We start from the raw sequence: 12,795 nt of genomic DNA on the forward strand, positions 1-12,795 counted from the left end.
ACAAATCAAGAACAAAATCGCTCGGAATCTGTTTAAATTTTTCAGCAAATAAAACGAAAAGTATATAAATTATGGAAAATAGAGAATTATTAGCTTTAGTAGAATCAAAAGCAAACGTGTGGTTGTCGGGAGATTACGACAAAGAGGTGAAAGCCGAAGTCAAAAAAATGCTCGACAACGAGGATAAAACCGAATTGATAGAAGCTTTTTACAAAGACTTGGAATTTGGGACAGGGGGCCTCCGCGGCATCATGGGCGTTGGAACCAACCGTATGAACAAATATACAGTGGGAGCGGCCACTCAGGGATTATCCAATTACCTGTTGCAGGAGTTTTCGTCGCTGAAACAAATAAAAGTTGTGATTGGCCACGATTGCCGCAACAACAGCCGGAAATATGCCGAAATAGCCGCCGATATATTCACCGCCAACGGCATTAAAGTCTATCTTTTCGAGGATTTGAGACCTACGCCCGAAATATCTTATGCCATTCGCAAACTCGATTGCCAGAGTGGTATTGTGCTTACCGCCTCTCACAACCCGAAAGAATACAACGGATACAAGGCCTATTGGAACGACGGGGCGCAGGTTACGCCACCGCACGACAAAAACATTATCGGCGAAGTAAACCGGATAGGCAATGTTTCCGATATAAAATTCAAGGGAAACAAATCCCTGATTGAGATAATAGGCAAAAAAATCGACAAAATGTTTATCGAAGACCTAAGGTCGGTGCTGCTTTCGCCGGATAGCATCAAACGTCATGGCGACATAAAAATAGTTTATACCCCCATTCACGGAACCGGCGGAACGCTTATTCCCGATGCACTTAAAGCATACGGTTTTACCAATATCATCCATGTTCCCGAACAGGATGTTGTGGATGGCAATTTCCCAACGGTTGTTTCGCCCAATCCCGAAAACCCCGAAGCGCTGACGCTGGCTTTAAAGAAGGCGATTGAAACCGATGCCGAACTGGTATTCGCTACCGACCCCGATGCCGACCGCTTTGGCGCCGGAATCAGAAACGACAAGGGCGAATTTATCCTGCTCAATGGTAATCAGACAATGATAATGCTTGTTTATTACATCATCACAAGATGGAAGGAACTGGGCAAGCTGACCGGAAAAGAATATGCCGTAAGTACCATCGTAACCAGTTCGTTGATACACGCTATCGGTAAAAAGAACAATGTAGAAACCTTTGAATGCTACACCGGCTTCAAATGGATTGCCTCCGTTATGCGCGAACTCGAAAATACACGGAAATACATTGGTGGCGGCGAAGAAAGCTACGGATTTTTAGCCGAGGATTTTGTTCGCGACAAAGATTCTGTTTCGGCCGCAGCCTTGTTTGCCGAAATAGCTGCATGGGCAAAGGACAATGGCAAAACCTTGTACGAGCTGTTGCAGGATATATACATCGAATACGGTTTCTCGAAAGAAAAAGGGATTTCGGTTGTTAAAACAGGCCGGTCGGGAGCTGAAGAAATTGAAGCCATGATGAAGGAATTCCGCAACAATCCACTCAAGGAAATTGCCGGCTCGAAAGTAACGCTAATCAAAGACTTTGCCACATTGAAGGCGCAGGACCTGAATATCAACGAAACCTTCACGCTCGAAATGCCGACAACATCGAACGTATTGCAATATTTGGCCGAAGACGGGACAAAAATATCCATACGTCCCTCAGGTACCGAGCCCAAGATTAAGTTTTACATCGAAGTTCACTCAAAACTCAATGCAAGAGCCGATTACGATAAAGTAAATCAGGAAACAGAGGACAAGATAGAGCAGATTTGTAAAGAGTTGAAAATAAAGTAAACAGCCCCTCCAAACCTGCCCGTAGGGGCAGGCTTAAAAAAGATTGTAGGGGCAGACCTGCGTGTCTGCCCTTATTTTTTTGTCTGTGTGTCATTGCGGACTTGAACCGCAATGACAACCTCAGAAAAAGACTTATGAGACAGCCCGAACCAAAAAGGGGGAGGTTGGAGGAGGTGGATTACGGTTCCAAAATACTATTCAAATAAACCTCTATATTGGTGTATTGCAGGCTTAAACCAAACGGACGCGAGTCTTTCGGGTCATTTGGGTCGAGGCCATGGCTTATTTCCCAATCATCGGGTATTCCGTCCCTGTCGGTATCCAATTTAGGGGTTCCCGATTTGATTGTGCCAGGGCCTTTTGTCGGCAGTTCCATTTCCGATGAAATAAGTTTTCCTTTTTTGCCGACGCTTTTCAGTTCGTCTATCATATAGGCATCCACTTCGTCTCGTGCCGGAAAATTACAGCCTGCCTGTTCTATAATCCAATGGTAGGCATCCACAGCTCTCATTTTAACAATCGGCGGAAAATCGTAAGGCACATCGCTCCAATTAACTACATCGTATTCGTTTTGCGCCATCAGATGTCCGTCGAGCACCCCATTCAGGTTGTCATCCCAGTAGTTGTCTTTGGCATAGAGCGAAAAGGTGTGTCCACCGCGCGTAAATGCTTTTGAACGCGTGTCGGGGCCTGTTATAAAGTAGTTGTCCGTAATATTGCAAAAAGACGCGAATTGCGAATTTCCACCAAGTATGTAAGCGCCTACCGCCCAGTTGTAAACCACATTGTTCACAAATTGATTAACTCCTTTAGCTTTCACGTTGCGCGAACGGTTGTCGATGTACAGGTTGCGGTAGAGCGTAATCCCTCCGTCCGATTGAATTAGCCCGCCCATCGAGTGGTTGGCAAGGCCTTGTCCGATAATCGAATTTTGCAAGGTGATATAAGATGGTCCGCCGACTACAGCCATCGAACTAATCGAGAAGTTTTCGTCCTTGCCCCACGACACCGATACATGGTCGAAAATCATGTTGAAGCCCGAGCCTATGGATGCAGCATCGCCGCCTTTGGGACCTATATCGCCCATGCGGATGCGGATGTAGCGGCAGATGAGGTTATTGGCTTTGGAAAAAGAAACGCTGTGCCCGTAAAGCGTAATCCCGTCGCCCGGAGCAGTTTGTCCGGCAATGGTCAGATTTTCGGAAAAAGTCAGAGGCGATTCGAGCTTAATGACCCCTCCTACATCAAAAACGACTATTCGGCGTGGTTTGCTGACTGCATCGCGAAAAGAGCCTTCGCCCGAATCGTTCAGGTTAGTTACATGGTAAACATCACCAAATCGTCCGCCGGAAGCATACTTGCCAAAACCTTCCGCGCCGGGGAAAGCTTGCTGACGCTGAGCCGATAAGGAGAAAGAACTTAATAAAATCAGAGAGAAAATAATGTATCCTTTCATTACTTTTTAAATTTAATGTTATTAATGAAATCCAAATGTAGGGTGTATCGCAAACAATGAGGGTTGAATTATTGACTTAATTAGAGGGACAAATTAACTTTTATGTTTTTCGCCCTTTTGGTTAAATACATTATTGTATATTTTTGATGAAATAACCATTATTTATATATAATCACATGAAAAAAACTTTACTCACAGTAGTCGCATTGGCTATTTGTACGATGGGCGTTAACCTGCAAGTTAATGCCGCCAACAATGAGGGCGAACTTCCTGCCCGTCAGATGGAGTACCTCAATCGTGGATTGGTAGCCGTGAAAGTAACCAATGGCGTATTTTTAAGCTGGCGTTCGCTGGGAACAGACGCCTCGGCAACCTACTTCAAACTATACAGGGGCGCAACACTCATAAAAACCGGAACAACCACCGATGCTACCAATTACCTTGATGCCAGCGGAACAGCAAGCAGCCAGTACAAAGTGGAAGCCTACGTCGGCGATGAACTGAAAGATGCTTCGGCCGCCGTTACACCCTGGGCGCAGCAGTCGCAACCATATCTTACCATTCAGCTTAACCGCCCTGCCGGAGGAACAACACCGCCCAATGTGCAGTACGATGGTAAATCGGATGCCAGCATCGTAGAACAGCCTGATGGAGAAGCCTATACTTATGCGCCAAACGATTGCAGCGTAGGCGATTTGGATGGAGACGGAGAATATGAAATTGTGGTGAAATGGGATCCCAGCAATTCAAAAGATAATTCACAAACCGGAATCACCGGCAATGTAATTATGGATGCCTACAAATTGGACGGAACGCAACTTTGGCGCATCGACCTAGGCCGGAATATCCGTGCAGGAGCGCACTACACACAGTTTATGGTCTATGATTTTGATGGAGACGGTATTGCCGAAATGGTTTGCAAAACAGCCCCCGGAACCGTTGACGGAAAAGGAAACAACGTGATTATGGGCAGTGATGACCCAGCCGCTGACTACCGCAATTTAAGCATCTCAGCCAAAGGAAACAGCCGGACAGGTTTTGTACAAAAGGGCACGGAATACCTAACGCTATTCGATGGTAAAACAGGCGCCGAATTAAGTACCGTAGCCTACAATCCTCCCAGAGGAACAATCAGTACTTGGGGCGACAGTTACAGCAACCGCGTTGACCGCTTTTTGGCTTGTGTAGCTTATTTGGATGGTGTTCATCCGAGTGTGGTGATGTGCCGTGGCTATTATGCAAGATCAACGATGGCCGCTTACGATATAAAAGATAAGAAACTGGTTCAGCGTTGGTTATACGATTCGGGTTCCAGTTCAAGCTCGACCAATATCTACGGACAGGGCAACCACAATTTGAGCGTTGCCGATGTGGATGGCGACGGCAAAGACGAAATTATTTACGGCGCATCGGCTATCAACGATGACGGTAAATTTATGTACCGCACAGGCTTAGGCCACGGCGATGCCATGCACCTTTCCGACCTCGACCCCGACCGTCCCGGATTGGAAGTGTGGGAAGTACACGAAGAAACAGGTGCGGGCAAATACAACCACGAGCTGCACGATGCGGCCACAGGAGCCATTATTTGGCATAGCGAAGGTTATAATAGCGACAACGGACGCGGAATGTCCGGCGATATAGATAAAAACCACCGCGGTTTCGAAATGTGGAGTTCTTCTGAAGCCGGAACATACAATTGCAAAGGGGTACAAATTTCGACTAAAAAACCAAGCACGAACTTCCGTATCTACTGGGATGACGACTTGCAGGATGAATTGATGGACGGAAATGCCATAACAAAATGGAACGGCAACGGAACCACCAGCCTTATCTCTTTCAGCGGCGTATCGAGTGTGAACGGCACCAAGAAAAATCCGTGTGTGAGCGCCGATATACTGGGCGACTGGCGCGAGGAAGTGGTATTATATAACACCTCCAATCCTTCGCAACTCCGGCTATTTACAACCACCACAGCCTCTACCTACCGCCTTTACACTTTAATGCACGATCCGGTCTATCGCTTGGGTATAGCCTGGCAAAATGCGGCCTATAACCAACCGCCTCATTTGGGTTTCTATATGGGCGATGGCTTAGACGATGTTCCTGTTCCCAATATTTATACGCCGATCTATTCGCCGGAAACCGGAATTGTGGCAGGAACAACTGCTTCTCAAACGCCAACAGTTTATGTTGATGCTGAAGGAACCATTCGTGTTGTTTCGCCAACAGCAACTATTCAGTCCCTGAGCATCTATTCGATTGACGGAGCATTGTTGCATCAAGCCAGCAATGTAAACGGGAATGAATATGCTTACTCCGCAGCAAAAACCAGCAAAGTATTGATTTTGAAAGTAGTAACTACTCAAGGAGTTAAGTCGCTGAAAGCGGTTATAAAGTGAAAAGTTAAGAATTAAGAATGAAAAATATAGGGGCGAACCATCGGTTCGCTCCTACATTTTTTGCTTTCATCAACAGATAGCGCATTGCTGACCCAACTAACATAATACTACTTTTGTCTAAGAATGAGGTAAAAATGAGATTGCTTTTTCTTTCTATACAAGCTCTAGTTGATGTTCAATAGCTTCTTTGACAAAAGCATTCAGCGTAGTGCCTTTTAGCTTTGCCATGATGGCAGCCTTTCGGTGCAAATCGGAATTTATACGCACATTAAAACTTCCTTTATAACTTTTTTCGATCTGTAAACATTCTCTTTCGCAGTCTTTGATGTGTTCGTCAATAATATAGTGGAACGAATCAGTAAGTTCCTGAACCGTTTTTCCCTCAAAAGTAATCAAATCATTGATCCCCTCCACCTTTCCAAAAAACACATTATCATCGGCAGAAAAATGAACCTATCCAATAAATCCTCTGTAAGTCAATATGTTATTCATCGTCTTTATTATTTGAGATTAAACCTTTTGCAGTCAATTCTGTAATTATCAACTCCAATTGATAATTCTTTAATATATTTCTATTTTCGTTTCTCCCAAATATGCTTCCTGATAAGTAAATCGCCGATTAGAAGAAAGAGTGTGGATGCCGAAATTAAAACAAATAGAGGAGATATATTCATTTCCCAACGGGGGAGTTTCAATTCCGAAAGCCAATTTATTTCCCATCCCCACAAGTGCAGAATGGTTGCCGGTATGACAATCATTGCAAGAATGCCCAACGCCGCCGCAAACCACATCAGGACAGCAGTTCTTGCTTCTTTTCTTTTATGTTGTTCCGATGCAAGCTGTTGTATTTGCCGCATCAACCGGTCTTCAAGTCCGGCAGAAGGTTCGTCTAATTTTATGTCATTAAATAAACCCCTTAGTTTATCCTCCTCTTGCTCTTTCATTTCGATATGAGTTTATTTATTTCAAAGTTCATAAATTTTCGGATACGATACAACTTTATTTTCACATTCGATTGACTCAGATTCGATATAGCGCTTATTTCTTCAATCGAACAATTATTCATATAATACAGCGAAATTAACATTGCATCACCGGGACTGAGCTGTTTCAGCACCCTGTCCAGGTATTGCAAACGTTCTTCCATGGCGGTCTCGTCAATATCGTCCGAAATATCTTCGTAGCGGAAGTTCTCCGCCGTATTATCAATAGAAACAAACTTTCCCCTCGCCTTTCTTACTTCCGAAATAGCGGTATTGTAGGCTATCCGGTAAAGCCAGGTCGAAAACACCGATTCTTCCCTGAATTTATCAAGCGATTTGAATACTTTTATAAAAATCTCCTGGGTAATATCCTCCGCATCCACCGGATTAAAGACAATTTTATTGACGATAGCATATATCATTCGTTGATAACGGCGTACAATATGCACAAATGCATCGGTGTTTCCATCCCTGATCAAACGAAGATAATATATATCATCAAATTCTGTCATGCTTGTATGACGCATTGCAATGGCATCGGTTACAAAAATAGGAAGAAAAATAAACCGAAAACTTTTTTCAATCAATATTGTAACCAATACTTATTACTTGCGTCAAAATAAGCAGACAACAGCATGTTTAATTAAAAATAACAACAAAATGAATGATTTAGCTCCTCTTCTGGCTTTCGGAATTGTAACTTACGGTGTATATAGTGTGTCTGAACTATTTGTCAGGCGCAAAGAACGCATGTCTATTATTGAAAAAATCGAAAAATTGCAAACCAACATCGATCCGAGTATTTTAACCAACCAGCTCCGTTTGCCTTTATTCGGAAAAATTCGACCATCCTCTTCAATGGCGTTCAAGGCCAGTTTGTTGCTTATAGGCATTGGTATTGGCCTAATTGTAGCCATCTTTCTCGAAATGAACCTGACAAGTTTCTTATTTCAGGAGTTTTCGATATATAACGCCAAGTATGGTAGTCTTAAAATTGTTCGCGACACAATTGCTCTTATCTATGTATCTTGTAGTTTAATATTTGGAGGCTTAGGTTTATTAATCGCCTATCTTGTAGAGCAGAAAAAATGTGCTAATATGCCAATGTGCTAATGTTTTTTTGAAAAAAATGAACTTGTGAGTGGGGGTGCCAAGAAACGTTTGCTGGCGCGGGCTTGCAGCCCGTGCCGACTACAAATATATCTATTGATGTACAACAAACTCAAAGAAAGGCACGGACTGCAAGTCCGCGCCAACGAAGTGGGTTATCTGCGTGCTTATTCGTCCCTCAATAATTGGGTGGGCGAACCCCGCCCCTCGTTTTTCTTACAATGCCTTTTCTTTAATGAGGTATTCGGCAATTTGAACGGCATTCAGTGCGGCTCCTTTTTTTATCTGGTCGCTGACAGACCAAAACGATAAGCCATTCGGATTGCTTAAATCTTTGCGGATACGCCCTACATACACCGGTTCTTTTCCCGATACAAAAAGAGGCATCGGATAATCTTTGTTTGCCGGATCGTCTTGCAACACTACACCTTCGCCGTTAAGATAGGCTTCCCGCGCTTCATCCACCGATATGGGACGCTCGGTCTCAATCCATGTGGCTTCGGAATGGGCGCGGAGGACGGGAACACGCACACAGGTCGCGCTCACTTCTATATCGGAGTGCATAATTTTGCGTGTTTCGTTATACATCTTCAATTCTTCTTTGGTATAACCGTTATCGGTAAACACGTCCACCTGCGGAATCAGGTTGTATGCCAGTTGATAGACAAATTTTTCGACATGAACGGGTTCCTCGTTGGCAATTTCCTTAAACTGGTTCACCAATTCGGTCATGGCTGTTGCGCCTGCACCCGAAGCTGCCTGATAGGTTGCTACATGCACCCGTTTGATATGGCTTAGCTTTTCGAGCGGGTTTAGGGCTACCACCAGCTGAATTGTTGTGCAGTTGGGGTTGGCAATAATGCCCCTTGGCCTTAGTTTGGCGTCTTCGCCGTTCACTTCCGGCACCACCAGCGGCACATCCTTATCCATGCGGAATGCGCTCGAATTGTCAATCATTACGGTTCCGTGCTTGGTTATGGTGGAAGCAAACTCAATGGATGCGCTGCCCCCTGCCGAAACAAAAGCTATATCAATTCCCTTAAAATCATCGTTATGTTGAAGTTCTTTTACCGTGTATTCTTTTCCTTTGAAATCATATTTCCGACCGGCGCTTCTGGCTGACCCAAACAATACTAACTCGTCAAAAGGAAAGTTGCGTTCTTCTATCACACGAAGAAATTCCTGCCCAACGGCTCCACTGATACCAACAATAGCAATTCTCATTTTCAGTATAAATAATAGATGATTAATTTTTTTGCAAAAGTATATATAAATGGATAAAAAAAGTCCTAAAAAGCTTATTTCTTTCTCAATAACACCACATTTTCCACATGATGCGTATGGGGGAACATATCAACAGGCTGCACTTTCTCCACTTTGTACCGAACATCGAGGAGGCTTAAATCGCGCGCTTGTGTAGCCGGATTACAGCTCACATAAACTATTTTTTCGGGATTGGCGAAGAGTATGGCCTCAATCACATCGTCGTGCATACCGGCGCGTGGCGGGTCGGTGATGATAACATCCGGTTTTCCGTGCTGGTTGATAAACTCCTGTGTCAGAACATCTTTCATATCGCCTGCATAGAACAAGGTGTTTTGGATGCCGTTGTTTTCCGAATTGAATTTGGCATCGACAATGGCGTCTTCAACGTACTCAATTCCGACTACTTGCCTTGCTTGTTTTGCTACAAAATTGGCTATTGTGCCTGTGCCCGTGTAGAGGTCGTACACCAGTTCGTTGCCTGTGAGGCCGGCAAAATTGCGGGCTATTTTGTACAAATTGTAGGCCTGTTCGCTGTTTGTCTGGTAAAAAGATTTGGGGCCGATTTTGAATTTGAGGCCTTCCATCTCTTCGTAAATAAAGTCATTGCCTTTCCATGTCAGCGCTTCCTGATCGGTAATGGTATCGTTGGCCTTTTGATTGACGATATAAAGCAGGGAGGTTATTTGCGGAAAATCGCCTGCAATGGCATCTAACAGCTTTTCAATCTGCTCCTTGTCGTTGTCATAAAACACCACAATAACCATCAGTTCGCCAGTTGACGAAGTGCGGACGACAAGGGTACGCATCAGTCCGCCCCTGTTTCTCAAATCGAAAAACGACAGCCCTTCTTTTTCGCAATAATCGCGAATATAGTTGCGTATTTGGTTCGAAATATCGTCCTGTAGCCAGCATTTCTGAATATCCAGCACCTTGTCGAACATCCCCGGAATGTGGAAGCCTACCGCATTCATGTTGTCGAAAGTCTCGCCGGATGTTATTTGCTCCAAGGTCAACCATTTTTTGTTGGAAAACGTAAATTCCAACTTGTTCCGGTAAAACTCTGTTCGTTCCGAACCCATAATCGGCGCTATTTCGGGCAATGCTATTTTTCCTATGCGGGTCAGGTTGTCAACAACCTGTTTTTGCTTGTACTTCAGTTGTTCGGAGTAAGGGAGTATCTGCCACTTGCATCCTCCGCAAATGCCAAAATGCTCGCAAAAGGCCTCGGCTCTCAACTCCGAGTATTTGATGAAACGGATGGGTTTTCCTTCTGCATAGTGGTTCTTTTTGCGGGTAATCTGTAAATCAACCACATCGCCGGGTACAACGAAAGGTATGAATACCACCAGGTTGTCAACTTTGGCAATCGCTTTGCCCTCGGCAGCAATGTCAATTATCTCAACGGCTTCCAATACAGGAAGTTCTTTTTTCTTTCTAGCCATTTTTTTGTTGTCAGAATCAGTTGGGAAAGTCAATCAAGTTTTAAATCACGCACTATTTATTAAACCTGATACAAAATTACATGAAAATTCAAGTATTACCAAGCGAATGGGATAAAAATCAAGAGGGTGTCTCAAAAGTCTGTCATTGCGGGTCGGAGCCTGCAATGACAAATTCAGAAAAGAGACTTATGACACAGCCCCTGCTAAATGTCCGATAAAATTTGCTCATTTCTTAAGAATAAATGGTGGTAGGTTTTCGGTTTTTCGTAAAATTATTTTTATGTATTTTTAGTTGCTTAGTAGTGAATTTAATTCATACTTTTGCACGCCCAACACATCAATAAATACAAAATTTTACCTGTACGGCGTCAATACCTCTTTTACGGTAACGACACAGAACGCTCCGTTTGTACCGGTTGAATCCATTGCTTTCACTGTTCCCAAAGACGGCATGGTCGGTCTCAAAACCAAGAATGTGGCATTGCTCGCAAAGGTAAATCCGACTTCCGCCACCTATAAGACCGGAACATGGACAAGCAGCGACCTGACGGTTGCCGAAATATCGGCTAACGGCGTACTCACGCCCAAAGCCTATGGCAAAACCACCATCACATTCACGAGCGGCGAAGTGGCTTACCGGCAGGCAAACGAAATGCCCGCCAACAACGAAACGCTTGTCAAGTCGTTTGACATCTATGTGGTGGGCGATTCTCTCGAATAGGGTATTTCCGGCGGCTACCAATACTATAAGATGTACTATGAGCCGGACGACTGTCATCTCCTTATCAGCCATAATCTGGAAAATAATGCTTGGACGGTGGACGGCGAGGTGGCAGTAGAGGTCATTCATTCCGATTCCGCCCTGTATCATTCCATAACCGACGCCTTTGAGGTAACGCACGATATGATAAATAACAGCGGATACGGGAACTGGATACGTTATTCCATTCCGTTTGACGAAAATACATTCCCGAAAAATGTTACCGTGTATGAAGCGTCTTTTTTGGCAGACAGTATTCTGGCAAAGCCCTACCTTGTTGTCATGTCCTTTCCCCTGAAGCAGACCATGCGTATATGCACAGCAAGGCGGGAAAGTCAATCAAAAAATCTATTCGCCGGATGTATGGGGCGAATTGGTGGCAGGCATTACCCGCACCGGTTCCAACAACACCATCTATACCATGGTGGATAAGGATAAGCATGGAGAAAAAGGATTCGATGTGCTGTATCCGTTCAACGGCGGCGAATACGACTTGGCGCTGCGCTACCCCAAGCAGGGCGAATCGAAAAGCTATCATTACAGTACCGACAGCATTACCTCACAACTCTACAGCTTGTCTTTCGGTTACACAGAAATGAGTATTATAAACGGCAGAGTAGCTTCTCCCACTAAAATCAGTTCCGATTATCCGATTGAACTGTCGTATATGAACGGCGACAGCGTACAGGTGGATATTGTGAAACCGGCGAACACCGGACTCCAATACATTATCCACGAGCCGAAAGGTTTTATCGGCGCTGTGTCGTACAAGCAGTACAAGCAGAATGAATTCAAGTGGCTTACGGGCGCTATTACGCCCGTAAGCACAGGCGAAGGCGCGGCATCCGCGGCAACCCTGTCGCCAATCGGCGGACTGTCTTCTCATGTTTATTCCAAACCCCGGCATGGCAACCCCTGCTACAACAGCGAACAGGTTTTTATACCGCTGACGCTGTTGGACGAAGACACCGGCGAGCGCATCTCGGCGAATGTCCGCATCCACTATGCAGGCGAAAAGGAAGGGAAATCACAATTCTTTGAAAATGACGAATTGGTCAATTTGGTCAGTGTTGACGAATTTAAGCAATTTATGGCAGACCAATATTTCAGGATAGTGCAGGATGCGGGCTACTGGCCTCCCGCCCTATATGATATAGTAGAAGAACATTTTGGCGGTACTTCTTATGAAAATCCCGACTTTATTACCTACTATGCGAACAATCAGGAAACGCTGGATAAGGTCAATCGGTTTTACCAATCCAAATTGAACGAGTATTTGGCAAAGCACATTTCGGCTTCGGCAGACGGCTACCTGACAGGCAGCGAAACAGGCAGCGTTACTGCTGCTACCGGCGGCTACTATCTGATACCGTTCATCAAAGTTACCGACATCGCCTTTACGGACAAATTGAAATTCGTCAAAACGCAGGTCCTTAATAAATCCTTGTACGCGGCTGCTGACAGCAACAATGTTTTGCTGCACCTGCGCGTTGTTGGTGTATTCGCCACCAGTATGGATAAAAAGCGTGGCAATCCACGTCAAGCCGACTAAA

12 protein-coding genes are annotated in these 12,795 nt (G+C 44.6%); 6 read left to right on the forward strand and 6 right to left on the reverse strand.

The annotated features are described in order from the left end of the window. The first annotated feature begins 71 nt into the window (after window positions 1–71). Window positions 72–1,823, forward strand: a complete 1,752-nt coding sequence (locus ACYPWY_RS05580; protein ID WP_459684445.1) for a phospho-sugar mutase — start codon at window positions 72–74, stop codon at window positions 1,821–1,823. Window positions 1,824–2,001: 178 nt separating this feature from the next. Here ACYPWY_RS05580 and ACYPWY_RS05585 read toward each other — a convergent pair whose 3' ends face one another. Next, complete coding sequence (locus ACYPWY_RS05585; RefSeq protein ID WP_459684446.1) at window positions 2,002–3,279, reverse strand: pectate lyase; 1,278 nt, start codon at window positions 3,277–3,279, stop codon at window positions 2,002–2,004. Window positions 3,280–3,455: 176 nt separating this feature from the next. Here ACYPWY_RS05585 and ACYPWY_RS05590 point away from each other — a divergent pair, with 176 nt between their 5' ends. After that, on the forward strand, window positions 3,456–5,681 hold the full coding sequence (locus ACYPWY_RS05590; RefSeq protein ID WP_459684447.1) for a rhamnogalacturonan lyase: 2,226 nt from the start codon (window positions 3,456–3,458) through the stop codon (window positions 5,679–5,681). 153 nt (window positions 5,682–5,834) lie between these two features. On the opposite strand, the gene ACYPWY_RS05595 is transcribed toward ACYPWY_RS05590, so the two are convergent. From ACYPWY_RS05595 to ACYPWY_RS05605, 3 genes are all read right to left on the reverse strand, one after another. Next, window positions 5,835–6,095, reverse strand: a complete 261-nt coding sequence (locus ACYPWY_RS05595) for a type II toxin-antitoxin system HicB family antitoxin (RefSeq protein ID WP_459684448.1) — start codon at window positions 6,093–6,095, stop codon at window positions 5,835–5,837. A gap of 158 nt (window positions 6,096–6,253) precedes the next feature. After that, on the reverse strand, window positions 6,254–6,625 hold the full coding sequence (locus ACYPWY_RS05600; protein WP_459684449.1) for a hypothetical protein: 372 nt from the start codon (window positions 6,623–6,625) through the stop codon (window positions 6,254–6,256). Further along, window positions 6,622–7,176 carry an RNA polymerase sigma factor gene (locus tag ACYPWY_RS05605; protein ID WP_459684450.1) on the reverse strand — a complete coding sequence of 185 codons (555 nt, stop codon included), beginning with the start codon at window positions 7,174–7,176 and terminating at the stop codon, window positions 6,622–6,624. Before ACYPWY_RS05605 ends, ACYPWY_RS05600 begins: the two co-directional genes overlap by 4 nt. Window positions 7,177–7,195: 19 nt before the next feature. On the opposite strand from ACYPWY_RS05605, the gene ACYPWY_RS05610 reads away from it, so the two are divergent. After that, complete coding sequence (locus ACYPWY_RS05610) at window positions 7,196–7,777, forward strand: DUF6249 domain-containing protein (protein ID WP_459684451.1); 582 nt, start codon at window positions 7,196–7,198, stop codon at window positions 7,775–7,777. Between the two features lie 213 nt (window positions 7,778–7,990). Here ACYPWY_RS05610 and ACYPWY_RS05615 read toward each other — a convergent pair whose 3' ends face one another. After that, window positions 7,991–8,998 carry an aspartate-semialdehyde dehydrogenase gene (locus ACYPWY_RS05615; RefSeq protein WP_459684452.1) on the reverse strand — a complete coding sequence of 336 codons (1,008 nt, stop codon included), beginning with the start codon at window positions 8,996–8,998 and terminating at the stop codon, window positions 7,991–7,993. A 74-nt stretch (window positions 8,999–9,072) separates the two neighbouring features. Next, entirely contained in the window at window positions 9,073–10,482 is a 1,410-nt protein-coding gene (gene rlmD, locus ACYPWY_RS05620; protein ID WP_459684453.1) for a 23S rRNA (uracil(1939)-C(5))-methyltransferase RlmD, read from the reverse strand. A 292-nt stretch (window positions 10,483–10,774) separates the two neighbouring features. Here rlmD and ACYPWY_RS05625 point away from each other — a divergent pair, with 292 nt between their 5' ends. The 3 genes from ACYPWY_RS05625 to ACYPWY_RS05635 are packed head-to-tail and all read left to right on the forward strand — an operon-like array spanning window position 10,775 to window position 12,794. Further along, the gene (locus ACYPWY_RS05625) at window positions 10,775–11,203 is read left to right on the forward strand and encodes an Ig-like domain-containing protein (protein ID WP_459684454.1); all 429 of its coding nucleotides are present in this window, start codon (window positions 10,775–10,777) and stop codon (window positions 11,201–11,203) included. A 30-nt stretch (window positions 11,204–11,233) separates the two neighbouring features. Beyond that, window positions 11,234–11,674, forward strand: coding sequence for a hypothetical protein (locus ACYPWY_RS05630; protein ID WP_459684455.1), 441 nt, complete (start codon window positions 11,234–11,236; stop codon window positions 11,672–11,674). Continuing rightward, window positions 11,619–12,794, forward strand: coding sequence for a hypothetical protein (locus tag ACYPWY_RS05635; protein ID WP_459684456.1), 1,176 nt, complete (start codon window positions 11,619–11,621; stop codon window positions 12,792–12,794). The genes ACYPWY_RS05630 and ACYPWY_RS05635 overlap by 56 nt, the downstream gene beginning before the upstream one ends. Window position 12,795: the final 1 nt, after the last annotated feature.

This window comes from Viscerimonas tarda, from assembly GCF_054601255.1.

Bases quoted from the DNA above. Each gene is read 5' to 3' on its own strand.
- ACYPWY_RS05605 (WP_459684450.1), bottom strand. From the start codon at position 7,176: ATGACAGAATTTGATGATATATATTATCTTCGTTTGATCAGGGATGGA.
- ACYPWY_RS05615 (WP_459684452.1), bottom strand. From the start codon at position 8,998: ATGAGAATTGCTATTGTTGGTATCAGTGGAGCCGTTGGGCAGGAATTT.
- rlmD (WP_459684453.1), bottom strand. From the start codon at position 10,482: ATGGCTAGAAAGAAAAAAGAACTTCCTGTATTGGAAGCCGTTGAGATA.
- ACYPWY_RS05610 (WP_459684451.1), top strand. From the start codon at position 7,196: ATGGCATCGGTTACAAAAATAGGAAGAAAAATAAACCGAAAACTTTTT.
- ACYPWY_RS05585 (WP_459684446.1), bottom strand. From the start codon at position 3,279: ATGAAAGGATACATTATTTTCTCTCTGATTTTATTAAGTTCTTTCTCC.
- ACYPWY_RS05590 (WP_459684447.1), top strand. From the start codon at position 3,456: ATGAAAAAAACTTTACTCACAGTAGTCGCATTGGCTATTTGTACGATG.
- ACYPWY_RS05600 (WP_459684449.1), bottom strand. From the start codon at position 6,625: ATGAAAGAGCAAGAGGAGGATAAACTAAGGGGTTTATTTAATGACATA.
- ACYPWY_RS05580 (WP_459684445.1), top strand. From the start codon at position 72: ATGGAAAATAGAGAATTATTAGCTTTAGTAGAATCAAAAGCAAACGTG.
- ACYPWY_RS05630 (WP_459684455.1), top strand. From the start codon at position 11,234: ATGTACTATGAGCCGGACGACTGTCATCTCCTTATCAGCCATAATCTG.